Origin of the sequence: Klebsiella sp. G-Nf4 (genome assembly GCF_002810615.1) — a bacterium.
GTDB lineage: Bacteria > Pseudomonadota > Gammaproteobacteria > Enterobacterales > Enterobacteriaceae > Klebsiella > Klebsiella variicola.
Map to the genome: position 1 here is coordinate 85355 of NZ_PION01000008.1, position 24205 is coordinate 109559.

26 protein-coding genes, 1 other RNA gene and 1 pseudogene are annotated in these 24205 nt (G+C 55.2%); 8 read left to right on the top strand and 20 right to left on the bottom strand.

Features of this window, described 5'->3' with window-relative positions; translation table 11 throughout:
- The 5 genes from gatZ to CWM57_RS17190 form a co-directional block, all read right to left on the bottom strand.
- Positions 1 to 1272, bottom strand: a complete 1272-nt coding sequence (gene gatZ, locus CWM57_RS17170; protein ID WP_100676252.1) for a tagatose-bisphosphate aldolase subunit GatZ — start codon at positions 1270 to 1272, stop codon at positions 1 to 3.
- Between the two features lie 176 nt (positions 1273 to 1448).
- Entirely contained in the window at positions 1449 to 2264 is an 816-nt protein-coding gene (locus tag CWM57_RS17175; RefSeq protein WP_100676253.1) for an HPr family phosphocarrier protein, read from the bottom strand.
- Between the two features lie 10 nt (positions 2265 to 2274).
- Positions 2275 to 3687, bottom strand: a complete 1413-nt coding sequence (locus CWM57_RS17180) for a PTS fructose transporter subunit IIC (RefSeq protein ID WP_100676254.1) — start codon at positions 3685 to 3687, stop codon at positions 2275 to 2277.
- 10 nt (positions 3688 to 3697) lie between these two features.
- Positions 3698 to 4612: a 1-phosphofructokinase gene (pfkB, locus tag CWM57_RS17185; RefSeq protein WP_049157120.1), complete on the bottom strand. Its 915-nt coding sequence runs from the start codon at positions 4610 to 4612 to the stop codon at positions 3698 to 3700.
- A 24-nt stretch (positions 4613 to 4636) separates the two neighbouring features.
- A complete protein-coding gene (locus tag CWM57_RS17190; RefSeq protein ID WP_022066326.1) occupies positions 4637 to 5491 on the bottom strand; it encodes a tagatose bisphosphate family class II aldolase in 855 nt (284 codons plus the stop codon).
- Positions 5492 to 5841: 350 nt separating this feature from the next.
- On the opposite strand from CWM57_RS17190, the gene CWM57_RS17200 reads away from it, so the two are divergent.
- Positions 5842 to 6645 carry a DeoR/GlpR family DNA-binding transcription regulator gene (locus CWM57_RS17200; RefSeq protein ID WP_008806602.1) on the top strand — a complete coding sequence of 268 codons (804 nt, stop codon included), beginning with the start codon at positions 5842 to 5844 and terminating at the stop codon, positions 6643 to 6645.
- A complete protein-coding gene (locus CWM57_RS17205; RefSeq protein WP_100676255.1) occupies positions 6645 to 7595 on the top strand; it encodes a sugar kinase in 951 nt (316 codons plus the stop codon). The genes CWM57_RS17200 and CWM57_RS17205 overlap by 1 nt, the downstream gene beginning before the upstream one ends.
- Positions 7596 to 7649: 54 nt before the next feature.
- Here CWM57_RS17205 and garD read toward each other — a convergent pair whose 3' ends face one another.
- The gene (gene garD, locus CWM57_RS17210; RefSeq protein WP_100676256.1) at positions 7650 to 9221 is read right to left on the bottom strand and encodes a galactarate dehydratase; all 1572 of its coding nucleotides are present in this window, start codon (positions 9219 to 9221) and stop codon (positions 7650 to 7652) included.
- Positions 9222 to 9744: 523 nt separating this feature from the next.
- Between garD and garL the strand changes: the two are divergent.
- The 4 genes and pseudogenes from garL (at position 9745) to rnpB (ending at position 13057) form a co-directional block, all read left to right on the top strand.
- A pseudogene (gene garL / locus CWM57_RS17215) lies at positions 9745 to 10642 on the top strand (2-dehydro-3-deoxyglucarate aldolase).
- Positions 10542 to 11432 carry a 2-hydroxy-3-oxopropionate reductase gene (gene garR / locus CWM57_RS17220; protein ID WP_061153220.1) on the top strand — a complete coding sequence of 297 codons (891 nt, stop codon included), beginning with the start codon at positions 10542 to 10544 and terminating at the stop codon, positions 11430 to 11432. Before garL ends, garR begins: the two are co-directional and overlap by 101 nt.
- 64 nt (positions 11433 to 11496) lie before the next feature.
- Entirely contained in the window at positions 11497 to 12642 is a 1146-nt protein-coding gene (gene garK, locus CWM57_RS17225; RefSeq protein ID WP_074387517.1) for a glycerate 2-kinase, read from the top strand.
- Positions 12643 to 12674: 32 nt separating this feature from the next.
- Positions 12675 to 13057, top strand: an RNA gene (rnpB, locus tag CWM57_RS17230) — RNase P RNA component class A.
- Positions 13058 to 13170: 113 nt separating this feature from the next.
- Here the strand turns inward: rnpB and CWM57_RS17235 are convergent.
- Entirely contained in the window at positions 13171 to 13635 is a 465-nt protein-coding gene (locus CWM57_RS17235; RefSeq protein ID WP_074387518.1) for an OB-fold putative lipoprotein, read from the bottom strand.
- Between the two features lie 313 nt (positions 13636 to 13948).
- Between CWM57_RS17235 and CWM57_RS17240 the strand changes: the two genes are divergently transcribed.
- Positions 13949 to 14359 carry a Spy/CpxP family protein refolding chaperone gene (locus CWM57_RS17240; RefSeq protein WP_074387519.1) on the top strand — a complete coding sequence of 137 codons (411 nt, stop codon included), beginning with the start codon at positions 13949 to 13951 and terminating at the stop codon, positions 14357 to 14359.
- 73 nt (positions 14360 to 14432) lie between these two features.
- On the opposite strand, the gene CWM57_RS27800 is transcribed toward CWM57_RS17240, so the two are convergent.
- Both CWM57_RS27800 and CWM57_RS17245 read right to left on the bottom strand, forming a co-directional pair.
- Positions 14433 to 14600, bottom strand: coding sequence for a hypothetical protein (locus tag CWM57_RS27800; RefSeq protein ID WP_008806592.1), 168 nt, complete (start codon positions 14598 to 14600; stop codon positions 14433 to 14435).
- Positions 14601 to 14624: 24 nt separating this feature from the next.
- Positions 14625 to 15326 (bottom strand): pirin family protein, encoded by a 702-nt coding sequence (locus CWM57_RS17245; RefSeq protein WP_100631962.1) that lies wholly within the window; start codon positions 15324 to 15326, stop codon positions 14625 to 14627.
- 104 nt (positions 15327 to 15430) lie between these two features.
- Here CWM57_RS17245 and CWM57_RS17250 point away from each other — a divergent pair, with 104 nt between their 5' ends.
- A complete protein-coding gene (locus CWM57_RS17250; protein ID WP_061153225.1) occupies positions 15431 to 16327 on the top strand; it encodes a LysR family transcriptional regulator in 897 nt (298 codons plus the stop codon).
- 41 nt (positions 16328 to 16368) lie between these two features.
- Here CWM57_RS17250 and CWM57_RS17255 read toward each other — a convergent pair whose 3' ends face one another.
- The 11 genes from CWM57_RS17255 to CWM57_RS17305 all read right to left on the bottom strand — a co-directional run bounded on the left by CWM57_RS17255 (position 16369) and on the right by CWM57_RS17305 (position 23841).
- Entirely contained in the window at positions 16369 to 16737 is a 369-nt protein-coding gene (locus CWM57_RS17255) for a DUF805 domain-containing protein (RefSeq protein ID WP_008806590.1), read from the bottom strand.
- 126 nt (positions 16738 to 16863) lie between these two features.
- Entirely contained in the window at positions 16864 to 17850 is a 987-nt protein-coding gene (locus CWM57_RS17260; protein ID WP_074387521.1) for a glutathione S-transferase family protein, read from the bottom strand.
- A 79-nt stretch (positions 17851 to 17929) separates the two neighbouring features.
- Positions 17930 to 18322 carry a DoxX family protein gene (locus CWM57_RS17265; RefSeq protein WP_015703571.1) on the bottom strand — a complete coding sequence of 131 codons (393 nt, stop codon included), beginning with the start codon at positions 18320 to 18322 and terminating at the stop codon, positions 17930 to 17932.
- Between the two features lie 360 nt (positions 18323 to 18682).
- Positions 18683 to 18979 (bottom strand): YqjK-like family protein, encoded by a 297-nt coding sequence (locus CWM57_RS17270; RefSeq protein ID WP_074387523.1) that lies wholly within the window; start codon positions 18977 to 18979, stop codon positions 18683 to 18685.
- A complete protein-coding gene (locus tag CWM57_RS17275; protein WP_061153228.1) occupies positions 18976 to 19374 on the bottom strand; it encodes a phage holin family protein in 399 nt (132 codons plus the stop codon). Before CWM57_RS17275 ends, CWM57_RS17270 begins: the two co-directional genes overlap by 4 nt.
- A gap of 2 nt (positions 19375 to 19376) precedes the next feature.
- The gene (locus CWM57_RS17280; RefSeq protein ID WP_061153229.1) at positions 19377 to 19682 is read right to left on the bottom strand and encodes a DUF883 family protein; all 306 of its coding nucleotides are present in this window, start codon (positions 19680 to 19682) and stop codon (positions 19377 to 19379) included.
- Positions 19683 to 19727: 45 nt separating this feature from the next.
- Entirely contained in the window at positions 19728 to 20096 is a 369-nt protein-coding gene (locus CWM57_RS17285) for a DUF1090 domain-containing protein (protein ID WP_008806585.1), read from the bottom strand.
- 149 nt (positions 20097 to 20245) lie between these two features.
- Positions 20246 to 20623, bottom strand: a complete 378-nt coding sequence (gene mzrA, locus CWM57_RS17290) for an EnvZ/OmpR regulon moderator MzrA (RefSeq protein ID WP_162493301.1) — start codon at positions 20621 to 20623, stop codon at positions 20246 to 20248.
- A gap of 8 nt (positions 20624 to 20631) precedes the next feature.
- Positions 20632 to 21294 carry a DedA family general envelope maintenance protein YqjA gene (gene yqjA / locus CWM57_RS17295; RefSeq protein WP_004206121.1) on the bottom strand — a complete coding sequence of 221 codons (663 nt, stop codon included), beginning with the start codon at positions 21292 to 21294 and terminating at the stop codon, positions 20632 to 20634.
- Positions 21295 to 21635: 341 nt separating this feature from the next.
- Positions 21636 to 22412 (bottom strand): transcriptional regulator ExuR, encoded by a 777-nt coding sequence (exuR, locus tag CWM57_RS17300; protein WP_012967188.1) that lies wholly within the window; start codon positions 22410 to 22412, stop codon positions 21636 to 21638.
- A 127-nt stretch (positions 22413 to 22539) separates the two neighbouring features.
- Complete coding sequence (locus CWM57_RS17305; protein WP_074387524.1) at positions 22540 to 23841, bottom strand: MFS transporter; 1302 nt, start codon at positions 23839 to 23841, stop codon at positions 22540 to 22542.
- Between the last annotated feature and the right edge of the window lie 364 nt (positions 23842 to 24205).

The following is a 24205-nucleotide window of genomic DNA, read 5'->3' on the forward strand; positions in this document are numbered from 1 at the left end:
TCAGGCGGTTTCAGAAGAACAGCCGTAGCGATAGGCACGCAGGACATCCTGGATTTTGTCGAGGATCAGCGCGTGCGGCTCGGCGTTCAGTGCATTCAGCGACAGTCGTTCAAACTGCACCGGCATATACTGGCTGATAAGCCCCAGCGGCAGCTTAGTGTCGGTCAGATTAGCGATAAGTTTCTCAACGCTCTGGCGAATACGCGGATGCGGCCAGTAATAACGGATACGGTCGGAAAGGCTGAAGTGGATATCGACCATCGCCTGGCTCCAGGTGGGGCGATAGTATTTTTTCCAGTAGCCGGGTTCGTTAAGCATCACTTCGTCGATCACCTCCATCACGCGACTGCGAGACTCCGGGGCGATCAGCTCATTTTCCATTTGGGCGAGGGCAAAGATGGCTTCACGCAGGGCAAAGGTGAGCGCCGGGCCAACTTTCAGAATGGCGAAGTGGTCGCGGACCAGCGCACGATAAGCCTGGCGGGTTTGGTAGTCGGTGGAGTGCGCTTCGTAGACCATCGGGGTGCTTTCGATCCAGGCGGAAAGCGCTTTCGCTTCCTGCGGCTGGTAATGAATGATTTGCGTATGGTCGAACTCCACCCCAGGCTGCACGACGATAGCGATAACTCGCTCCAGCGCAGCCTCGAGTCCCAGCTTACGGAAAGCAGCCTCATGGGTTTCGAGTGTCGCCGCGGCATCCTGCGCTCGGGTGACATGTACGCTGCCGATGGTGCAGGCCTCGCCGCCGGGCACCGGGACTTCGGTCCCGATGACGTAGGTCAGGTGGCGCTTTTGCTCAGCGCTGGCAGTCTCTTCAGCAGCCTGACACAGGCGCGCGGCGCGCTCAGCAACCACACCAGGATCCAACGGCACCGGATCGTCAGCACAGGACATTGACGCATCGAGATGGATTTTGCTAAAGCCGGCCGCGACGTAGGCCTTGATGAGGTCGACAGATTTTTCCATCGCCACGGCGGCCGGTTCGTCTTGCCAACAGTTCGGGCCCAGATGATCGCCGCCAAGAATAATACGTTCAGCCGGGAAACCGACGGTACGGGCGATGTTGTAGACGAAGTCGCGGAAATCGGCCGGCTGCATGCCGGTGTAGCCGCCAAACTGATTCACCTGGTTGGATGTCGCTTCGATCAGCACCTTGTTGTTAGTCGACAGATCGAAACGTAACGCCGCTTCGATAACCAGCGGATGCGCTGAACACACTGAACAGATGCCGATGTGTTCGCCGGACTTGTGGCGAGAGATAATGTCTTTCATTTACAACCTCCGTTTTCTTTCGAATATATTCGTTATGTTTTGTTTTGGTCGAAAATGGCTTTGTTTTGAATTGTGATCTGCATCGATAAATAGTGATGTAACGCAGTGAAAGGTATCGTCTTTCAAGACAAAAACGCCCTGGCCAGAAAGACAGGGCGTTTTTAATTTGTTGAAAATTAACTAAATAGTCGGGAAAGCCAGCTACGTTTCGTTTTGACGGCTTCCTGAGTGGCCTGCTGCGGCTGGGCGGCAATTTCGCCGAGACCGGCGTTAAAAGCGTCGCCAATGGCTTTTAACGCCTGCTGCGCATCGTTGCCGCTGGCCATAAAGTGCAGACGATGACCCTGTTTGGCACCCAGCGATACGACGCGCATCAGATTTTTGGCATCAACAATCGCGGAGCGCGTATCCAGGTTTTCGACCTGGATTTGCGATCGCCACTGCTTGACGGCTTTCACCAGCACCGCGCTGGGGCGGGCATGAAGACCGTGCGGATTGCGCAGAGTAAAGGTGGCCTCTTCGTCAAAATGCGGCGCGGGTTGTGGTTCTTCGCCTGCCGGCAGAGGGATATCGCCAGCGAGAATTTCCAGCACCGCCTGAGGGGTATCGGCGCGCGTCAGCGCCTCAGGCACCCGATCGTCGCCCAGGGCATGGGTGAGCTGGCGCAAAATATCGAGATGCTCATTGTCCTGAGCCGCAATACCGACAATCAGATAGGCGGTTTGCTCCTCACCCCAGTCAATCCCCTGCGGACAAGCCAGCACCTTAACGCCCGTTTTGAGCACTGCGTCGCGACTGTGCGGCGTACCGTGGGGAATGGCGATGCCGTTGCCCAGATAGGTGCTGATTTGCTCCTCGCGCTCGCGCATGCCTTGCAGATAGGCTGCTTGCGTATGTCCGGCCTGAGTCAGGGCTGCAACGACACGCTGTAGCGCCTCGTCTTTCGTTTTGACCTGACGATCGAAACAAATATCGGCAGAAGTCAGTTGCATAGCGTGCTCCTTATTTCATGGCGCCAGCAAGAGCTGTCGCTTTGTCAGTGCGTTTTTGCCACAGCCGCCAGCATCCCAGCATAAGTGCCCCGCAGGCGGAACCGGCGAGAATGCACAGCACCCACATCAACGGTTTGCTGACCAGCGGCAGAATTAAGAAGCCGCCGTGCGGTGCCGGAACCTGAATATGCAGGCTGTAGCTGAGTACCGCAGAAATTGAGGAGGCGATCATCATCATCGGGATCACCCGCAGTGGATCCTTGGCGGCGAAGGGAATTGCACCTTCGGTAATGTGCGTGCAGCCGAGGATATAGTTGACCATCCCGGCGGCGCGCTCTTCCTCGCTAAAGCCTTTCGGAAAGAACGTGGTCGCCAGGGCGATGACCAGCGGCGGCGTGATGCAGGCGGCAGACACACCGGCCATAAAGAAATAGTTACCTTGCCCCAGCAGCAGCGTACCGGTGACATAGGCCGCTTTGTTGACTGGCCCGCCGAAGTCGAAGGAACACATTGCGCCGACCACGATCCCCAGCAGGATGGGGTTGGCTTCCTGCAGAGAGCTGAGCCAGTTCATCATGCCATTGTTGATCGCTGCCACCGGCTGGCCGAGCAGGACCATCATCACGCCAATCACCAGGACGCCGATCAGCGGCATAATGAAGATCGACTTCAGCCCTTCGTACTGGCGCGGCAGACCATCCAGCAGATGACGGATCAGCAGCATAAAATACCCGGCGGCAAAACCGGCGATGATCCCACCGAGGAACCCGGCGCCGGTGGCGTTCGCCAGCAGGCCGCCGACAAAACCGGCAACCATACCCGGGCGGCCAGATATCGACCAGGCAATGTAGGCGGTAAACACCGGTACCATGATCGAGAACGCCTGCTGACCGACTTTCATCAGGGTGGCGGCAATCACGTTATACTGCGGTGAATTCGGATCGGCGGAGTAGATGCCCCACAGGAAAGAAACGGCGATTAAGATCCCGCCGGCGACAACGAACGGCAGCATGTTGGAAACGCCGCTCATCAGATGTTTGTAAATCTGTCGGCCGAACGATTCTCGCTCATATTTCTCAGCGGGATCCGTCGTCGCGGAGAGTCCCTGGCGACGCTGCGCCTGACCGTTAACAACTTTATTAATTAATTCCGCCGGATGGTGAATGGCTTCTTTAACCGGCACCTCAATAACCGGTAATCCATTAAAACGTTCGGTATTAACATCTTTATCGGCAGCGATAATCACGCCATAAATATCCGTCAGGTCTTCCGGCGTAATGGCATTTTCTACGCCGGAAGCGCCATTGGTTTCGACTTTTATTTCAACGTTTAATTTTCTCGCTGCGGTTTTTAAGGCCTCTTCAGCCATAAATGTATGAGCAATACCTGTAGGGCAGCCGGTAACGGCAATAATTTTTTTCATAATCGGACCTTTATAATTGGACGATCTGAAGTTGTTGTAATAATTCTTGCGTACGGTTTAATTTGCCAAGCCCGGCGGAGGCGGCAACATCGGCGCCGGTGGCGCTGGCCAGCGCCAGCGCCTGAGGAATATCGCCTGCGTTAAGCCATCGGCTGAGGAACGCGCCCAGCGCGGCATCGCCGGCGCAGGCCGAGCTGACCAGTTCGATTTTCGGTGCCGAGCAGAACCACAGTTGCTCGCCGTTCGAAAAATAGAGCCCTTGTGCGCCAAGGGTCAGCAGAACATTGCGAGCCCCAAGCTGGTGGAGCGTTTGCATTGCTTCGCGTACCCGCTGGGGGCTGCTGACATCCAGACCAAAGATCTCTTTCAGCTCGTCGTCATTGGGTTTAATCAATAGCGGATGCCACTCCAACAGCTGGCGCAGCACCGGGTGGCTGATATCTAAGATGACTTCACACCCTTTTTGCTGACACAGCACCAGAATCTCGCTATAGAACCGGCTCTCTATTCCCGGTGGCAGACTGCCGCTGATAACTAAATAATCACCAGGCGTGACGCACTGTAAATGATGAAGAATTTGTTCTTTCCCTTCATCGTTAATCCGCGCGCCGGGATTTACCAGTTTATATTCATCTCTGCCGTCGTTAATAAAGATATTAATACGGGTGGGTTCAGCGACCCATGCCGGCGTGACGTTAATATGTTGTTTGCGTAGTTCCTCAACGATATAGCGGCCGGTAAAACCGCCGAATATGCCCATAACATGGGTTGGCTGCTGGTAATGATGTAATACCAGCGAGACGTTAACCCCTTTACCATTCGGGCAATATTCCGTCTGCCGGGTGCGGTTGACTGCCGCCGGCTGGAGCGGATCGCAAAAGATATTCATATCAATCGCGGTGTTCAGTGTCAGGGTGTGGATCACGACAAGGCTCCTTCGATCCGCTGATTACAGTTGTCCTTCGCAGCCACAGACGTGAATGACTTTGCGAACGACCTCTTTCATTGCCGCTTTCGCCGGTTTCATATAGTGACGAGGATCGTTGGCGCCCGGATTTTCCAGGAAGTAGGCTTTCAGTGCATCCGAGAAGGCGATTTTAAGTTCGGTGGCGACGTTGACTTTGCATACGCCCAGAGAAATGGCGTGGCGAATATCACTATCCGGCAGGCCGGAAGCGCCGTGCAGAACCAGTGGAACATCAACGCAGTCGCGAATAGCCGCCAGGCGCTCAAAATCAAGCTTCGGTTCGGCGGTGTAAAGACCGTGAGCGGTACCGATGGCGACGGCCAGCGAATCAATACCGGTACGAGCGACAAATTCACGGGCCTGTTCGGGGTTGGTATAGAGCGCATCTTTAGCATCGACCACCAGATCGTCTTCGACTCCGCCCAGACGGCCCAGCTCGGCTTCTACGCTGGCATCATAGCGGTGGCTCAACTCCACCACGCTTTTTACCAGTGCCACATTTTCCTCGAACGGTGAGTGAGAGCCATCGATCATGACCGAGCGGATCCCTGCCTGGACTTTGCGCGTGATATCAGCCAGATCCTCGTGATGATCGAGGTGCAGGGCGAGCGGGAGATCCCACTTTTTCGCCAGATCGCGGGCGATCGCCACCACGTTGCCGGTGCCGGCATAGCTGTAGGTACCGGGCGTGCCGGCAAGGATCAAGGGAGAGCGTAATTCAGCCGCCGTTTCAACGACGACCTGCATGGTTTCGAGGTTATGGATATTGAAAGCCGGCACGGCATAACCCTGTCGTTGAGCTTTTAACAGCATGTTTTTACTGGAAATGATGTACATTTTAGCCCTCTATTTTCAAGTTGTAAGTTATTGGTATGAAATAACCTTCAATTTGAAAGTAATGTAACGATCGTCTCGACTTTTAGGTGTGATCCACCGCACACAATGATGAATTGATTTTTAAAATGAAAGTTAATAATATTTTTAATGTTTCTTTTTTAAAGTTTTCGTCGGGGAGGTGTGTTTTTGTAACTATATGATTATTATTGATTATTTTATTTATGGTGGAGTGGGTATACAGCCTCGGTTTGACATTGCAACAGGGAAATTTAAAAATGAAAGTTATTCCAGGAGAAAATAATAAGGCATAAACCGTGGCAAAACCGTCAACCAGCCTGCTGAAAAGGCGCTTGGACATCGCAGAGATCGTTCGTAAGAACGGCGAGATCAAAGTCGACGATCTGGCCGAAATGCTGGCTGTTTCCGGAGTGACAATCCGTAACGATCTCAACTACCTCGAGCAGCAGGGCTACTTAAAACGCTCCTTCGGCGGGGCGATTTATACCGCCCAGGCTGGCGCGCCGGTTGCGGTGATGCGGGAAGCACCAGCCGTCAGGGATAAAGCGCTGGAGACGGAAATGGCTCGCCAGGTGGCGGCGCAGATAGAAGATGGCGAAACGCTATTTTTAGGCCAAGGTTCCATTTTGCGTAAAGTGATCCCCTTTCTGGCCAACAGAGAAGAACTTTGCCTGCTGTTAAACGATCTGGGCCATGTCGCGCTGGCGCAGGAGTTTTTAAATGGGGAAACCGTTCTGCTTGGTGGGGTGCTGTCCGGGCAGGGGCGGATTGTGGAGGGCGATCTGGCGCTGAAAGCGTTAGGTCATTACCGGCCATCACATGCGCTGATTGCGGTGGATCATATTGCCGAAGACGGTACGCTGAGCGTGCGTAACGAGGCCACAGCACATCTACTGAATGAGGCTGTGGCGCAGAGCGAAAGAGTTATCGCGATTGTTGCGTCCAGACCGGTCTACGGTGAGAAACGTTATGCTGTCGGTGAATTGCAACAGATCAGCAGCGTGGTGACCCCGCAGGTCGTCGCGGCAGAGTACCATGCCTGCTTCCTCGCTGCGGGTTTGACCAACAGCTATACCAACAATGAATGCCTGACATGGCTCAACACGGCTTTGCATAAGACAAACCAGGAGCGGTGATGAACGTAACCATTTGCACCATCGGCGAACTGCTGGTGGAGTTTCTCGCCAAGGAAGAGAATCAGGGTTTTTCCCGCCCCGGTGAATTTTGGGGGCCCTATCCCAGCGGGGCGCCGGCAATCTTTGCCGATCAGGTGGCAAAGCTGGGTTTTGGCTCCGTGTTGTTTAGCTGCGTGGGCAACGACGCATTTGGCGAGATGAATATTGCGCGTCTGGAGAAAGATGGCGTTAACGTCAACGGTATCGCCATGCTGCAGAAAGCGACCACCGGTAGCGCCTTCGTCAGCTATCGTAGTCAGGCGCAGCGCGATTTTATTTTTAACATGCCCAATAGCGCCTGCGGTTTACTGACCGCCGACCACATTGATGAGGCGCTGCTCAACCGGTGTCAGCATTTTCACATTATGGGATCGTCGTTGTTCTCGTTCCGTATTATCGATGCGATGCGTAAAGCGATTGAAAATATAAAAGGCCGCAACGGGACGGTGTCGTTCGACCCCAATATTCGCAAAGAGATGCTTAACATCCCGGAGATGTCGCAGGCGTTTGAATATATCCTCGACTACACCGATATCTTCCTGCCGAGCGACGGCGAGCTGGATTACTTTGGCCTCAATCCGGAGCGCAATGAGCAGGTCCTGGTTGATAAGCTATTGAAACGCGGCGTGAAGCATGTGGTGATTAAACGTGGGCCGCGTGGCGCCAGCTACTTTAGCGCCAACGAGACACACCATGTCGCCGGCTTCAACGTGCCGGTGGTGGATCCGACTGGTGCCGGGGATTGCTTTGGCGCCACCTTTGTCAGCCTGTTCCTCAATGGCGCCACGCCGCAGGAGGCGCTGAGATGGGCAAACGCCAGCGGCTCGTTGGCGATTAGCCAACGCGGCCCCATGGAAGGCACCTCGACGCAGGCGCAGATCCGCGCTTTCCTTGCTGCACAGCATCCGTAACCAACAAGCCCGGATAAATCCGGGCTAAAAGTAGTTAAATTCTCACGCTCTCGATCAGGTCACCGGCGCCGGGTTAAACACCGCCAGCTGGTTGTGCAGGCCCCATTGATCGGAGAAGGTTTTCTTGCGTCCGCTGGCGACGTCGAGAATAAATTCGAACAGCTTCCGCCCGACATCCTCAATCGTCTCTTCGCCAGTGGCGATGGTCCCGGCGTTAATGTCCATTAAGTCATACCAGCGGTTGGCCAGCTCGGTACGGGTCGCCATTTTTATTACGGGTACCGCCATCAGGCCATACGGCGTGCCGCGACCGGTGGTGAACACCTGCACGGTGATGCCAGAGGCGACCTGCTGGGTGCCGCAGACAAAATCGCTGGCCGGAGTCGCGGCGTAAATCAGGCCGCGCTTGGTTGGTCGCTGTCCTGGAGAAAGCACTTCAACAATGGCGCTTTTCCCTGATTTGGCAATCGATCCCAGCGCTTTTTCCACCACGTTGGCCAGGCCGCCTTTTTTGTTGCCGGGGGAGGGGTTGGCGCTGCGGTCGGTTTTGCCCATGTCGAGATAGTTATCGTACCAGGCCATCTCTTCCAGCAGGCGTTTGCCGACCTCTTCGTTAATCGCCCGCGGGGTTAACAGATGGATGGCGTCGCGGACTTCGGTCACTTCCGAGAACATCACCGTCGCACCGCAGCGCACCAGCAGGTCGGATGCATAACCCACCGCCGGGTTGGCGGTCACGCCGGAGAAGGCGTCGCTGCCGCCGCACTGCATCCCGACCACCAGCTCAGAGGCCGGGCAGGTTTCCCGCTGGCGCTGGTTCAGTTTCGCCAGGTGGCGCTCGGCGACCTGCAGAATGTCATCGACCATCGATTTAAAACCAACATGCTTTTCATCCTGCAGGCTGACGATGCTGGCGCTGTCCACCGGGATACTTTGGACGTCTTCCGTGCCCTGCAGCAGGCGTTCCGGTTGCAGCTTTTCACAGCCGAGGCCAATAACCATCACCTCGCCGCCGAAGTTCGGGTTGAGAGCGATATTGTGGATGGTGCGAATCGGCACTACCGCCGCTGGGGCGTTGATCGCCACGCCGCAGCCGTAGAGATGATTCAGGCCCACCACGCCATCGACGTTGGGATAGTTCGGCAGCAGGTCGCGCTCAATGATTTTCACCACATAATCGACCACGCCGGCGACACAGTGCACGCTGGTAGTGATGCCCAGCAGGTTCTTGGTGCCCACGCTGCCATCGGCATTGCGGTAGCCTTCAAAGGTATAGCCTTCCAGCGGCGGTAGCGGCTCAGGCACTTTGGTCGCCAGCGGCAGGGTGTTCAACGGCGGGGCGGTAGGCAGTTCCACCAGCGATTCGTCAATCCAGCTTCCCTGTGGGATGTCGCGCACGGCGAAGCCAATCACTTCCCCGTAGCGGATGATTTCACCGCGGGCAGGGATATCCACCAGGGCTACTTTATGACCCTGTGGGATGTGTTCGACGAGCGTCAGGCCGTCCGGGAAACGTGTTCCGGCGGTCAATCCCCGATCGTTAACAATAATCGCCACGTTATCTGTCGGGTCAACTTTAATATAAAACGCGGTTGGCGATTGTTGTCGAATTGCAATGTCAGCCATTGTCCAGTCATCTCCAAACAGGTGCTAAAAAAAGAATGAAATGGTCATTCTGGTGCTGTAGAAAAGAATAATGAAATAAAGAATGTCAGGAGTAATGGCTTTAAAATGTGATCTGTGTCACCCCTCTCTGCGACGACGCTCACGCACTGACAGGCAATCATGAGAACTGTGGATTAGCGCCCATGACTTGTGGCATTTGCCTAACTAAAGCGTCAGATAAGATGTTTATATTGTGATTATGCATGGTGTCTGGCGATGGCAGGCTGATTATACTGTGTCATGTTTTTGAGGTAGCCGATAGGCAATCAGAGAGCGTTGATATCGTCTATTTAACAAATAAAGAGCCCGATTAAAAAAATAATAAAAGGTGTTCTGTGTTTGATGAATATCTTCATGATCCTGGATGGGATGAGAAAAAAGGAATATCAACTCGCTATTTTATTCTGCTGATTATATTTATGGTTCGCGAGATTAAACGCCTGGAATTGCAGAAGTAAGCAACGATTAACGCAAGGTAAACATCATGGATAACGCAATTTTCCCGAACAAATTTAAGGCCGCGCTGGCGGCTCATCAGGTGCAGATTGGCTGCTGGTGCGCGCTGGCTAACCCGATCAGCACCGAGGTGCTGGGTCTGGCCGGTTTCGACTGGCTGGTGCTGGATGCGGAACACGCGCCGAACGACGTGACCACGCTTATCCCACAGCTGATGGCGCTGAAGGGCAGCCCCAGCGCCCAGGTGGTGCGCGTGCCGACCAATGAGCCGATCATTATCAAGCGCATGCTGGACATCGGCTTCTACAACTTCCTGGTGCCGTTCGTCGAGACGGCTGAGCAGGCGGCACAGGCGGTGGCGTCGACCCGCTATCCGCCGGAAGGGATCCGCGGGGTTTCCGTTTCCCATCGCGGCAATATGTTCGGCACCGTGGCGGACTACTTCGCCCAGTCCAATAAGAACATTTCCATTCTGGTGCAGATTGAGAGTCAGACCGGGGTGGGCAACGTCGAGGCGATTGCCGCGACCGACGGCGTCGACGGCCTGTTCGTCGGCCCGAGCGACCTGGCCGCGGCCTTAGGTCATCTGGGCAATGCCGCCCATCCTGAGGTACAGCGCGCCATTCAGCATATCTTCGCCAGCGCGAAGAAGCACGGTAAGCCAAGCGGTATTCTGGCGCCAGTGGAAGCCGATGCGCGCCGCTATCTGGAATGGGGCGCGACTTTCGTCGCCGTCGGCAGCGATCTGGGCGTCTTCCGCTCAGCAACCCAGAAACTTGCTGATGCGTTTAAAAAATAATCACCAGGATGAAGAGAGAGAACATTATGACAATCAAAGTGGGTTTTATCGGTCTTGGCATTATGGGCAAACCGATGAGCAAAAATTTGCTGAAAGCCGGTTATTCGCTGGTGGTGTCGGACCGTAACCCGGAAGCGATTGCCGATGTGATTGCCGCGGGTGCTGAGACCGCGACGACGGCGAAGGCGATTGCCGAGCAATGTGACGTGATCATTACCATGCTGCCAAACTCTCCGCATGTTAAAGAGGTGGCACTGGGTGAAAACGGCATTATCGAAGGCGCAAAGCCGGGCACTGTGGTGATTGATATGAGCTCTATCGCGCCGCTGGCGAGCCGGGAAATCAGCGAAGCGCTGAAGGCCAAAGGTATTGATATGCTGGATGCGCCGGTGAGCGGTGGCGAACCGAAAGCCATCGACGGCACCCTGTCGGTGATGGTCGGCGGCGATAAGGCGATCTTTGATAAATACTACGATCTGATGAAAGCGATGGCGGGCTCCGTGGTGCATACCGGCGACATCGGCGCGGGCAACGTCACTAAACTGGCAAACCAGGTGATTGTCGCCCTGAACATCGCAGCGATGTCTGAAGCGCTGACTCTCGCGACCAAAGCTGGCGTCAATCCGGATCTGGTATATCAGGCGATCCGTGGCGGCCTGGCGGGCAGTACCGTGCTGGATGCCAAAGCGCCGATGGTGATGGATCGTAACTTTAAGCCGGGCTTCCGTATCGACCTGCATATTAAAGATCTGGCCAATGCGTTGGATACCTCACACGGCGTGGGCGCCCAGCTGCCGCTGACGGCGGCGGTAATGGAGATGATGCAGGCGCTGCGTGCGGACGGTCTGGGCACTGCGGACCATAGCGCGCTGGCGTGCTATTACGAAAAACTGGCGAAAGTGGAAGTCACTCGCTAACAAGAAGGGCGCACCACGCGCCCTGTTATTCTTGCCTTGCGCGGCACTGTCAGGCTACAAACTTATGAAAATCGTCATTGCCCCAGACTCTTACAAAGAAAGCCTGTCTGCCGCCGAGGTAGCGCAGGCGATAGAAAAAGGATTCCGTGAAATTTTCCCCGACGCGCAGTATGTTTCCATGCCCGTCGCCGACGGCGGCGAGGGAACGGTGGAGGCGATGATTGCCGCGACGCAGGGAACGGAACATTCCGCATGGGTGACGGGCCCGCTGGGCGAGAAAGTAGAGGCCTGCTGGGGCATGTCCGGCGATGGCGTCACCGCGTTTATTGAGATGGCGGCAGCCAGCGGTCTGGGACTCGTTCCGCCCGAAAAACGCAACCCTCTCATCACCACTTCACGCGGTACCGGTGAGCTGATATTACAGGCGCTGGCGCATGGCGCGAAGCGGATCATTATCGGCATCGGCGGCAGCGCGACCAACGACGGTGGGGCGGGCATGATGCAGGCGTTAGGCGCCCGCCTTTGCGACGCCGAGGGGCAGGAGATCGGCCATGGCGGCGGCAGTTTGAGCCGTCTGAGCCGGATCGATCTTTCCGCCATCGATCCACGCTTACGCGACGGGATGATCCGTGTGGCCTGCGACGTCACTAACCCGCTGGTGGGCGAGCGCGGCGCGTCGCGGATCTTTGGCCCGCAGAAAGGGGCGACCGAGACGATGATCGTTGAGCTGGATCGTAATCTGGGGCATTACGCCGATGTCATTAAGGCCTTGCTGCAAGTGGACGTTAAGGCGATCCCCGGCGCGGGGGCGGCAGGCGGCATGGGTGCCGCGCTGATGGCCTTGCTTAATGCGGAATTGCGTAGCGGCATTGATATCGTCACCGAGGCGTTGAATCTGGAGGAGCAAATCCTCGACTGCTCATTGGTGGTCACCGGAGAAGGGCGGATCGATAGCCAGTCCATTCACGGTAAGGTGCCGGTGGGGGTAGCCCGGGTGGCGAAAAAATATCGCAAGCCGGTGATCGGTATAGCCGGCAGCCTGACCCACGACGTCGGCGTGGTTCACCATCACGGCATCGATGCTGTTTTCAGCGTGTTAACCACAGTTTCGACGCTGGAAGAGGCATTTCGCGGGGCGTTTGATAACATTTACCGCGCGTCGCGCAATATCGCCGCCACCCTGCAGGTTGGGATGACGACAGAGGGATGACAACGGGCGGTAAACCCTCTATACTGCGCGCCGAAGCTGACCAGACAGTCGCCGCTTCGTCGTCGTCCTCCTTCGGGGGGAGACGGGCGGAGGGGAGGAAAGTCCGGGCTCCATAGGGCAAGGTGCCAGGTAACGCCTGGGGGGTGTCACAGCCCACGACCAGTGCAACAGAGAGCAAACCGCCGATGGCCCGCGCAAGCGGGATCAGGTAAGGGTGAAAGGGTGCGGTAAGAGCGCACCGCGCGGCTGGTAACAGTCCGCGGCACGGTAAACTCCACCCGGAGCAAGGCCAAATAGGGGTTCATAAGGTACGGCCCGTACTGAACCCGGGTAGGCTGCTTGAGCCAGTGAGCGATTGCTGGCCTAGATGAATGACTGTCCACGACAGAACCCGGCTTATCGGTCAGTTTCACCTCTTTATGCAAAAACCCCGCTCCGGCGGGGTTTTTGCTATCTGAATCCGTGAAGCGGATGAATGACTGTCCCCGATGCTATACCAAAAGAACGCGGCTTATCGGTCAGTTACCGTTATTTAACCACCTTAGGATTCTGTAGCGTCGGGATCGTGGAATCTTGCACCTGATGAACCTGGCCGATGATTGTGGCGACGCTGCCATTGCTTAAGGCCTCAACATCTGCGCTGTTATGTGAGCCAAAATTAAAGGTCAGACGTTTATCCGTTTTATTCTGCTCGTCTCTCATGGTCACGGTAAAATAGTAGCTGCCGGCGATACCGCTCATCCGACGAATGTCGACAATCACGCCGCGCACCTTGACCCATTTGCCTAGATAATCGCTGCTGGCTTTTGCCGGGTTGAGGGTAAACGGTTGCAGGAACTGCGCAACTGAATACGTCTGCATCGACGCGACGGCGTCATCTCCCGGTTGAAATAATTTATCGCCTGCGGAATAAAAGGCTTTCGAGGCCAGGCCACAGCCGCTTAACAGCGAGACGACAAAAACCAGCGGTAATACGTGAGTGCGTAATAACATAACTATCTCCTTATATATTTTAAAACATGATATCCCTGCTTTTTATGTATGGCATCTTTCTCACTAATTAAATGAAGTAACCGTCACTTCTGTCAATCAATTTCCCTTCATGAGCGTTAAAGTTATTTTATATAAACATGTATTCTTCGTGTGAATTTATTGAAGGAAAATATTTTGATTTCTTATGTATTGAGCGGTTTGTGATCAGTTGCACGCTATGAATAATCTTTAGGTATTATTTTTTACATTTATTCACTACCAACTGTAAAATAATAAACCGCTATTTCAGGCACTTTCACTTCAGGATAAAACAATGAAATTAATGACCCGTATTGCGTTTGCAGCCCTTCTGACTACCGGTTTCTCTCTGACGGCACAGGCCGCGGACGTTAAGGCGGCGCCGGCGCCAGCGCAGGATCCCATTGTCCAGCACTTAAAACTCTCCAGCGATCAGGTCGCGAAAATTAAAAGCCTGCATCAGCAACTGGAAAATAATGTTCAGCAGATTTCACAGCAAGATATTAAAGATGGCGCATTGATTAACGTGATTGATTCCGGAAAATGGGATGAGAAAGCGGTCAAGGATCAGCTGGCAGCCTTCAGTAAGATCGATCAGCAGGTGCGTTATTACCGCGTGAAGTACTATTTCGATGTGAATCAGGTGCTGACGCCAGAGCAGCGTACCCAGGTGAAAAAAGATCTTGCCGACGCGCTGAGTGAATAATGCCATCGGCCCCTTTCGGGGCCGATATTATCTTCAGGCCATAAACGAAAATCGAATCATTGATGTTGCCTTTTCAGGCGAGACTTTCTTCATCCCGCAGACGAATTTCCGCTTCGACAACAATGGCTTCCAGTTCGCTCAGCATCTCATCATAACCAAAGCTGACGACCCCAGCGGTTTCCGGCTGCGTCGGGGCTGATGGCGTCGGGGACGCCTTTTTTCTGTTTTTCTTTTTACTCACTGACAGACTCCATCACTTCCGTTGTTACACCGGTAAATCTATCAGCAAAGCGCGCAGCGGCGTATCGGCGACGAGGGTAATGTTAGCTTCGTCACGAATAAATGCCCCATCACCACAGGTGAGAGCCTGTTTTTGTTGCTCCTGCGCAACGGCATGAACGGTGCCGTGGATCGACTGCAGGTAAGCGCGTGGGCCATGGAGCTGCACGCTAATCTGCTCCCCTTCCTCCAGTGCGATATGGTAGACCCAGGCCTGCTGGCGAAGCTGGAGACTGCCATTCCCTCCCTCCGGCGAGGCCAGCAGCTGCAGCGGTGCGCTCGCCACTTCTATTTTCTGCTGCAGCGGGTTTTCCCGCTGCGGGCAAGCGTCGAGCCACAGTTGCATCCGCGTTAACGACTGCTCTTTGCTCAGATTATGCTCGCTATAGCTCACGCCAGGCTGGGTGGCGATAAGCAGCGCTTCACCGGCTTTGGCCTGCATATGGTTGCCGTCGCTGTCGCGATACTCTGCTTCGCCTTCCAGAATCAGGTTCAGGATATCGACTTTTGGGTACGTCCTGGCCTGGAACGAGGCGCCGGGTGCCAGCACTTCCTGATTGAGCACGCGTAAGGACGCGAAGCCCAGTAATTTCGGGTCGAAGTAGTGGCCAAAGGAGAAGGTGTAGCGGGCCTGCAGCCAGCCGAAGTCTGCTTGTCCGCATTGTTTGGCTGTTCGGGTAGTAATCATGTTCTTGACCTCTCTTTACACTAAATCAATGGTAAAGGTATGGACGCTGTATTGTTAGCCAGATATTCTGCCCGGTATGTTCAAATTTCCTGAATGAGAAAGCGATGGCCAAAGAGAGAGCATTAACGCTGGAAGCGTTGCGCGTGATGGATGCGATCGACCGCCGTGGGAGCTTTGCTGCCGCGGCTGATGAGCTGGGACGCGTGCCTTCCGCCCTGAGCTATACCATGCAAAAACTGGAAGAGGAGCTGGACGTGGTGCTGTTTGACCGCTCAGGTCATCGCACGAAGTTCACCAACGTGGGACGGATGCTGCTTGAGCGTGGGCGCGTGCTGCTCGAAGCGGCGGATAAACTCACCACCGATGCGGAAGCGCTGTCGCGTGGCTGGGAAACTCATCTGACAATCGTCACCGAAGCGCTGGTTCCGACCGCGGATCTGTTTCCGCTGATTGAAAAACTGGCGACCAAATCCAACACGCAGTTGTCGATTATCACCGAAGTGCTGGCCGGCGCCTGGGAGCGACTGGAGCAGGGGCGGGCGGATATTGTTGTCGCGCCGGATATGCATTTTCGTTCCTCCTCGGAGATAAACTCGCGCAAACTCTATTCGGTGCTCAGCGTGTACGTCGCGGCGCCGGATCACCCGATCCACCAGGAGCCGGAACCGCTCTCGGAAGTGACCCGCGTGAAATACCGCGGCGTCGCAGTAGCGGATACCGCACGCGAGCGTCCCGTCCTTACCGTTCAGTTGCTGGATAAACAGCCGCGCTTAACGGTGAGCACCATTGAAGATAAGCGTCAGGCGCTGCTGGCCGGATTAGGCGTGGCAACCATGCCCTATCCGCTGGTGGAGAAAGATATTGCCGAAGGGCGTCTGCGGGTCGTCAGCCCGGAATACACCAATGAAATTGACATAATCATGGCCTGGCGACGGGACAGCATGGGCGAGGCGAAGTCCTGGTGTCTGCGCGAAATCCCTAAGCTGTTTGCGGGACGCTAGTCGAGAAGACGCTCCTCCCGCTAGCGGGAGGAGCGGGAAGATTAATAGGAGAAGGGTTTCGGATCGGGTCCGAAGCGATTGTTGCCTTCGGTGCCGCGTTGGCAGTTAAAGATCAAGATCACCAGCCAGCCGATGACCGGGATCAACAGCAGCAGCAGCCACCAGGCTGAACGGTCGGTGTCGTGAAGACGTCGAAACTGCACCGCCCACCACGGTAAAAAGACCAGTACGCCATAGATGGTCGTCAGAATGCCTTCGCCGCCCGCCCGCTGCCAGCCCAGCATTTTATCGATGATGCTCAATACGCCGGTCAGGATGAGGTTGACCAGAATAAACATCCAGTACTCTTTGCGCCGCGCACGGCCGCCAAATCCTATATAGTTTTTTAATGCCTTGAGATACCAGTCCATTTCTACGCCTCAATTAACCGTCAATCACTTGTTTTTTAAGCGATCGTAATAAGAATAGACGTGAATGAATGGTGGGTAAATATCTGTTTTCTGAATTATTGGGCGCCATCACTGGCGCCCGACAGATCAACGGAAGCGCTGATCGCGACCGTGGGGTTCGTTGAGATCCTGCTGCGGTCCAATGGAGATAATGCCGGTTGGATTAATGGTTTTATGGCTGCGATAATAGTGGTGGCGGATATGCGGAATACTCACCGTCTCTGCGATGCCGGGTATCTGGTAGATGTCGCGCAGAAAACCGTACAGGTTGAGATAATCGCTGATGCGTCGTTTATCGCATTTAAAATGCGTTACATACACCGGGTCGAACCGTACCAGCGTCGTCCACAGGCGAATATCGGCTTCCGTCAGCTGATTTCCCGTCAGGTAACGATGCTGACCGAGGATCTGCTCGAGCCGCTCCAGTGAGGTAAAGACCGCATCGACCGCTTCGTCGTAAGCCTGCTGGCTGGTGGCAAAGCCGGCCTTATACACGCCGTTGTTGACGTTGTCGTAGATCCAGCCGTTCAGCTCATCGATTTTTTCCCGTAGCGCCGGCGGATAATAATCCCCGGCTCTGGCACCCAAACCATCGAAGGCGGTATTAAACATGCGGATGATTTCTGCCGACTCATTGCTGACGATGGTCTGCTGTTTTTTGTCCCACAGCACCGGGACGGTGACGCGACCGGTATAGTGCGGGTCAGCCTGCAGATAGAGCTGATAAAGGAACTGATGATGATAGAGCTGGTCGCCGGTAGCATCAGGGAAATCATCGGCGAAGGTCCAGCCGTTTTCCAGCATCAGCGGATTGACCACGGAGACGGATATAAAGGGTTCCAGTCCTTTCAGCTTGCGCAGAATCAAAGTGCGGTGCGCCCACGGGCAGGCCAGAGAAACATACAGATGATAACGGTCTTTTTCTGCGGCAAAGCCGCCTTCACCCGCAGGTCCCGGCGTGCCATCGGCCGTGAGCCAGTTACGGAAGGCCGAAACGGAACGCTTGAATCGTCCTCCGGTGGATTTGGTGTCATACCAGGTATCTTGCCAGACGCCGTCGACTAATTGTCCCATTACTTCCTCCTGCAGATAGCAAAAGCGAGGAGATATCCCCTCGCTTTTTTAGATTTTTACTCAGTTCAGTATAGTGCGCTTACCACTTTTTATTCAGCACGCGGTCGATGCTGAATGCGCCCGGACCGGTCACGGCCAGCAGCAGGTAACCGCCAGCGATGGTCAGGTTTTTCATGAACATCAGCGAGTTCACACCTTCCGCAAAGTTGCTGTGGAACAGGAACGCGGTCAGCAGCGTAAAGCCTGCGGTGAACAGCGCGGTGGTACGGGTCAGGAAACCGAACAGAATCGCCAGACCGCCGCCGAACTCAAGAAGGATGGTCAGCGGCAGCAGTGCTCCCGGCACGCCCATGGCTTCCATATACTGCTGGGTTCCGGCGTAACCGGTGATTTTGCCCCATCCTGCAGTGATAAACAGAATCGGCATCAGAATACGCGCTACCAGTACACCAACATCTTCTAATTTTTTCATTTCTTACTCCAGAAAACCCAAAGGGCGGCAGTTTTGTTTTTTAGCGCAATCCCGCGTGGTTACGCAGTATTGCTGTCGATGGAGAGGATAGTAACGAGGCGGAGAAAGAATTGTTAGCAAGGAAAACTGTAGTTCTTCTTCAAAGTTTCTGAGCAATAAGTGCGGTGAGGTGAAATTTTTCGGGCCGCGAGGGGTTACCACCTGTCCCGGTATCGGGTGGGGTGAGCGGAATGGACTGAGATAAGAGGGCGGGCTAACCGTGATTGGCGGCGAGGGCACAGGTTGCCGCGAACGGCGTATTGTATCGGGTGGGGAAATGGCAGAGCGGGGCGCCGGGATAAGCGCCCGCGCTCCGGGCTGCTAGCGTATTGACGACTGGCGCAGGATCCCGCGGACCATCCGCCAGGTGCTCCACAGTCCGAGACCGCGTTTGGTCCAGCGCATTAAAAAGTGCGGGTGGCGTATGGACCAGACGGCCATCAGACCGCTGCCAACCATCAGCCACGAACGTAAACTCAGCAGCGTATTCCAGCCGCGATCGAGGGGCGCTGTCGCCTCCAGCCAGTGGCGACGACAGGCACTAAGCTCCAGTCGTTGCTGCTGGATCTGGCGCAGTAGCAGCGCCTTTTGCCGTTCACGCTCCTGTCGGCCATTCACGGTTTATCGTCCTCCAGAAGGGCACGGTCGTTCTCCAGCTCTTTACGCGTCAGGCGCAGCAGCGTGGAGCGGCGCGCCTTACGTAGGGTAAGGATACCCACGATCGCGGCGGCGAGGAGCAGAACGACGGTGGTGGCGATCATGACGTGCAGGCGATACTGGGCGTCAACGGCCCAGATAACCAGCACCAGCAGACTCATGAGGCCAAACGCGGCAAACAGCAGCGTCAGTCCGGTCATGATCAGCAACTGGAAGAGGTTGGCTTTCTCCTCCTCCAGCTCCACGACGACCAGGCGCAGCCGTGTTTCCACCATTTCGACCAGCAGCGTGACAATGCGCTGGCCAATGGAGAACACGCGCTGACCCGGCCCCTGCGAGTGTTGAGTGTTCGCCATAATCAGCGACGCGACAGCAGGACACCCAGTACCAGCCCGACGGCGGCACCAATCCCGACTCCTGTCCACGGGTTTTCGCGAACATAATCATCCGCCCGCGCGGCGGTCTCACGCGTTTGACGCAAAATCGCATCGCTGGTTTCACCCAGGCGGGCACGACTCTCTTTTAGCGCGCTCTCTGCTTTACTACGCAGTTTACCAATCTCTTCTTTCGACTTGTCCGCCGAGGAATTCAGAACTTCCTCCAGGGTATCCGCCAGCGTTTTCAGTTCTGCACGAAGGTCTTCAGTCACATTCTCTTTAGCCATGTCGTTCTCCTGTAGCGTGGTCCGTGTTGCGAAAGTTAACTGTTATTAGTAGTCCCGAGACTCCAGCGTTTTTAACTCCTGTTGCGCTTCATTGAGTTTATGCTGGCGTTTATTGATTTTGTCCGCATCGCCTTTCTTCCGGGCTTCCTGCAGATCGCGCTGACGTTCGGCGATCTCTTCCCGTTGTTTGGCAATTTTTTGCTGATGATCGGCTTTGAGTTTACTGTCGCTGCAGTTCTCCCGTACCTGACGTAGCGCGGTATTTAGCCCATCAATGCGACTTTGATTATGATGCTTTTCGGCATAGCTGATCTCTCGTTGAATATCCTGCTCTTTTTCCTGGCAGGGAGAGGCTGCTATGGCGCTGGCGCTAAGTGAAGTCAGGGCCAGAAGCAGAGCGATGCGGTGTTTCATGGATAGTACCTTCCATTGTCTGAGGGTATACCCGGAGGATATACCCGTTCCCGATGGTGAACGGGAATGTGTTGATTCCCGCAGGTTTAAGCATAGTAACAAATGCAGGAAACCACCAGACTGCGTAAAAAACGCAGTACGGCGGTAGTTTACCCGAGCCGGTGAGGCGCGTCGCGCAGACGGGATAACCAGGCGGTGGCCGAGTTATCGTCCTCCAGCAGGGCAATAATATAACCATGTGGCAGAGCGCGACCGAGAACCTCTTTCGCCGCCGCACCCTGGGCGGTGGAGTCGAACTTAATCAGCAGACCATCTTTTTGCGGCGTAATGCTCTTGAAGCGGATACCGTTGGCGTCGAGGTGATGCCAGACGGAGAAGCCGTCCGGCATGCTGACGCCCTGGCCAACCGGACGGATCGCCAGTGTGGCCTCCTGCTGCTGCACCGCCAGCCAGAGCCAGAACAGCGCGCAGAGCACAAGAGAGCCACCCAGCAGCCAGCTCAGCTGGCGCAGGGAGGGGCGTTTTATGACCATCTTCAGCCCCGGCTTCTGTATTTTTTCTTCCACAGCACCACCAGCGAGCCGATCAGTCCGAAGACCAGCAGCGCAACCGGAAGGAGCATCAGGCAGGACATCAGCTGATCTTCATACTTGAGGAATACCGGGGTTTTGCCCAGCAGATAGCCCAGCGAGGTCAGGATGAGTACCCATAGCAGTCCGCTCATCCAGTTAAAGAACTGAAAGCGAGCGTTATTGAGGCCTGAAAGGCCGGCAATCGTCGGCAACAGCGTACGCACGAAGGCGATAAAGCGGCCGATCAACAGCGCGGAGAGTCCATGCTTATGAAACAGGTGATGCGCGCGCTGATGGTAGTGAGAGGGCAGATGCGACAGCCAGTTTTGCACGATCCGCGTATTGCCCAGCCAGCGCCCCTGAATATAGCTCAGCCAGCAGCCGAGGCTGGCGGCGGCGGTGAGCAGCAGCAAGGTTTCCGGAAAGCCCATCGCCCCTTTGGCGATCAGCACGCCCACGAGCACAAGCAGACTATCCCCCGGTAAAAACGCGGCAGGCAGCAACCCGTTCTCAAGGAACAAAATCATAAACAAGACAAAATACAGCATGCCAATCATGGAGGGATTCGCGAGCGTTTCGTAATCCTGAGCCCACAAGGCATTCAATAACTGGGTTAAAAGTTCCATTCACGATTCCTGGTACATCGGTTAACGGCACGTCTGAGCGCGTGGCATGTTGGGCGACAAGATTTTTATGAGATTTTGGTCGCTGCTTAGGCGCTCTGAACGCTTCCCTGTATAAGACTGAAGTAAGTAAACACCTACCACCAGAACGGCAAAATGCATCTAATTGTAACAAATCAGCTGACTTTACGTCAGAGAAATTGCAAGGTGTTGCTCGTTGATTTTGCTGATTGCGGCGATGGGAGGCGAGAGGATTTACACAGGCTGACACTATATATGTTTTGCTTACTCCAGCCGGCCTGGCGGGCAGGCGCGCAGGGACCGCGCGCCCTCAGGAAAAGTGATTATTTTGCGCTGTTGGCCGCCGTATCGAGATGAACCACCGGATTGTCGGCAAATAAGTAGCGATCGGCATTAAATTCAAAGTCATCGCTGGTTTCGTTAAACAGCATTTGCTTGGTATTTTCCAGATGCTGCCACATCGCCAGCTTGGCGGCGTTCGGATCTTTACGCAGCAGGGCTTTCAGGATCTGATCGTGATCGTCACACCAGTTATCGACCGTGCGCAGGTCGATATGCTCATGCAGTTTTTTCCAGTATGGGTTATGCACGCGCTGGGTCCACATTTTTTCAACGATTGCCGCCAGCGCGCTGTTCTGCGTGGCCAGCGCCACCTGGACGTGAAACTGGAGATCCCACTCGGAGTCGCGGAAACATTTCTCGTTGCGCGCTTTCTCCTGAATCTCCATCAGCTTCATGATGTCCTGTTTGGTCACCTGAGTCGCCGCGAATTCGGCAATATTGCTTTCAATCAGCTGCCGCGCCTGCAGCAGTTCAAAGGGACCATAGTTGGCAAACTCAAGGCTTTCATCGGCCACCTGCTGGTACTTGGGATGGTTGGAGATGACGTGAATACCCGACCCTTTGCGGACTTCGACATACCCTTCCACTTCCAGCATGATAATGGCTTCACGAACCACGGTGCGGCTGACGTTTTTTTCATCGGCGATAAAGCGCTCGGCGGGCAGCTTATCCCCTACAAGGTAGACACCTTGTTCGATGCGCGTCTTCAGCTCAGCGGCAAGCTGCTGATACAGACGGCGTGGTTCAATGATTTCCATATTCGCTCCCGCAAGATGGCGACAATATTCGATTTGTTATACCACTTTTACACGCTTTCCACCACTGGCAGGCATGAAAAAGCCGCCTGAGAAGGCGGCTCAATACGCGGTGAAATCACCACAAGATCTAACTCTGCGTGGCCGGTTTGCGGCTGCTAAGCGGTGTTGAGTCATCGTCAGCCGGTTTATTTTTCAGCACCGTCCAGATAACCAGCGCGCCCAGCAGGTCAAAGACGGCCAGTACCGCAAACAGCGGGCTAAAGCCGATGGTATCGGCCAGCGCGCCGACGACCAGGGCGAACATGGTGCTGGCCAGCCAGGCGGCCATCCCGGTCAGGCCGTTGGCGGTGGCGACTTCGTTACGGCCAAAGACGTCGGAAGAGAGGGTGATCAGCGCCCCGGACAGCGCCTGGTGAGCAAACCCGCCGACGCACAGCAGCGCGATGGCGATATATGGGCTGGTGAACAGGCCGATCATGCCTGGGCCAATCATCAGCAGGGCACCCATGGTGACCACCATTTTACGCGACACGATCAGGTTGACGCCAAACCAGCGCTGGAACAGCGGCGGCAGGTAACCGCCAACGATGCAGCCGAGGTCGGCGAACAGCATCGGCATCCAGGCGAACATCGCGATCTCTTTCAGGTTAAAGCCGTAAACTTTGAACATGAACAGCGGGATCCAGGCGTTAAAGGTCCCCCAGGCCGGCTCGGCGAGGAAGCGCGGCAGGGCGATACCCCAGAACTGACGGTTGCGCAGGATCTGCCAAGGCGACATTTTCTTCGCGTTATTGGTCTGATGCTGAGATTCCTGGCCGCCAATGATGTAGTCGCGTTCTTCGTCAGATAATTTTTTCTGGTCGCGCGGGTGTTTGTAGAAGATAAGCCAGGCGATGGCCCAGGCGAAGCTCAATACCCCGGAGATAATGAACGCCATCTGCCAGCTGTGCATGACAATCGCCCACACCACCAGCGGCGGCGCGATCATGGCGCCAATAGAGGAACCGACGTTGAAGTAGCCCACCGCAATAGAGCGCTCTTTTGCCGGGAACCATTCGGAACTGGCTTTCAGCCCGGCGGGGATCATCGCGGCTTCCGCTGCGCCGACCGCGCCGCGAGCCAGCGCCAGGCCGCCCCAGCTGCCTGCCAGTGCGGTTGAGCCGCAGAATATCGCCCAGGCGATAGCGAAGAAGGCATAGCCGATTTTAGTCCCGAGAATATCGAGGACATAACCCGCGACAGGCTGCATGACGGTGTAGGCAGCGGAATAGGCTGCAATGATATAGGAGTATTGTTGAGTCGAGATGTGTAACTCTTCCATCAACGTCGGTGCGGCCGCCGCCACGGTGTTACGAGTCAGGTAGCCCAGCACGGTGCCCAGCGTCACCAGCGCAATCATGTACCAACGTAACCCTTTAATTTTACGCATGTAAACCTCATCGTCTGTTATCTTTCCGCACCAGGTGCGGCCTTTACCGAGCGCGATAAGCGATCGGGAAAGCGAAACGGGGGGTTCAGGAGGGCGATCCCCTCTGGCCCGAACCTTACCATCAGTTGTTATGTTGAAAGTCGGTATCCATTCCGTATAAGCCGATGCCATAAACACCGGTAATGCATTCCGTCGGTTTATATGTTGCGACGGCAGAAAGATAACTTGTCATACAACTTTAAAAGTTGAGTGCTGTCACAAAAGTGGGAAAGTTAGTGTGGTCTTTAGCCCTTACCGGGAAAGCCAGAAATGGCGCGCTCTGCCGGGGTGATTTCCGATGAGGCGGTCGTTTTTTTATCGACGT

Excerpts from the sequence above, each read along its gene's own strand:
- gatZ (WP_100676252.1), bottom strand. The coding sequence starts at position 1,272 with ATGAAAGACATTATCTCTCGCCACAAGTCCGGCGAACACATCGGCATC.
- CWM57_RS17175 (WP_100676253.1), bottom strand. The coding sequence starts at position 2,264 with ATGCAACTGACTTCTGCCGATATTTGTTTCGATCGTCAGGTCAAAACG.
- CWM57_RS17180 (WP_100676254.1), bottom strand. The coding sequence starts at position 3,687 with ATGAAAAAAATTATTGCCGTTACCGGCTGCCCTACAGGTATTGCTCAT.
- CWM57_RS17190 (WP_022066326.1), bottom strand. The coding sequence starts at position 5,491 with ATGTACATCATTTCCAGTAAAAACATGCTGTTAAAAGCTCAACGACAG.
- CWM57_RS17205 (WP_100676255.1), top strand. The coding sequence starts at position 6,645 with ATGAACGTAACCATTTGCACCATCGGCGAACTGCTGGTGGAGTTTCTC.
- garD (WP_100676256.1), bottom strand. The coding sequence starts at position 9,221 with ATGGCTGACATTGCAATTCGACAACAATCGCCAACCGCGTTTTATATT.
- garR (WP_061153220.1), top strand. The coding sequence starts at position 10,542 with ATGACAATCAAAGTGGGTTTTATCGGTCTTGGCATTATGGGCAAACCG.
- garK (WP_074387517.1), top strand. The coding sequence starts at position 11,497 with ATGAAAATCGTCATTGCCCCAGACTCTTACAAAGAAAGCCTGTCTGCC.
- CWM57_RS17235 (WP_074387518.1), bottom strand. The coding sequence starts at position 13,635 with ATGTTATTACGCACTCACGTATTACCGCTGGTTTTTGTCGTCTCGCTG.
- CWM57_RS17240 (WP_074387519.1), top strand. The coding sequence starts at position 13,949 with ATGAAATTAATGACCCGTATTGCGTTTGCAGCCCTTCTGACTACCGGT.
- CWM57_RS17245 (WP_100631962.1), bottom strand. The coding sequence starts at position 15,326 with ATGATTACTACCCGAACAGCCAAACAATGCGGACAAGCAGACTTCGGC.
- CWM57_RS17250 (WP_061153225.1), top strand. The coding sequence starts at position 15,431 with ATGGCCAAAGAGAGAGCATTAACGCTGGAAGCGTTGCGCGTGATGGAT.
- CWM57_RS17255 (WP_008806590.1), bottom strand. The coding sequence starts at position 16,737 with ATGGACTGGTATCTCAAGGCATTAAAAAACTATATAGGATTTGGCGGC.
- CWM57_RS17260 (WP_074387521.1), bottom strand. The coding sequence starts at position 17,850 with ATGGGACAATTAGTCGACGGCGTCTGGCAAGATACCTGGTATGACACC.
- CWM57_RS17265 (WP_015703571.1), bottom strand. The coding sequence starts at position 18,322 with ATGAAAAAATTAGAAGATGTTGGTGTACTGGTAGCGCGTATTCTGATG.
- CWM57_RS17275 (WP_061153228.1), bottom strand. The coding sequence starts at position 19,374 with ATGGCGAACACTCAACACTCGCAGGGGCCGGGTCAGCGCGTGTTCTCC.
- CWM57_RS17280 (WP_061153229.1), bottom strand. The coding sequence starts at position 19,682 with ATGGCTAAAGAGAATGTGACTGAAGACCTTCGTGCAGAACTGAAAACG.
- CWM57_RS17285 (WP_008806585.1), bottom strand. The coding sequence starts at position 20,096 with ATGAAACACCGCATCGCTCTGCTTCTGGCCCTGACTTCACTTAGCGCC.
- yqjA (WP_004206121.1), bottom strand. The coding sequence starts at position 21,294 with ATGGAACTTTTAACCCAGTTATTGAATGCCTTGTGGGCTCAGGATTAC.
- exuR (WP_012967188.1), bottom strand. The coding sequence starts at position 22,412 with ATGGAAATCATTGAACCACGCCGTCTGTATCAGCAGCTTGCCGCTGAG.
- CWM57_RS17305 (WP_074387524.1), bottom strand. The coding sequence starts at position 23,841 with ATGCGTAAAATTAAAGGGTTACGTTGGTACATGATTGCGCTGGTGACG.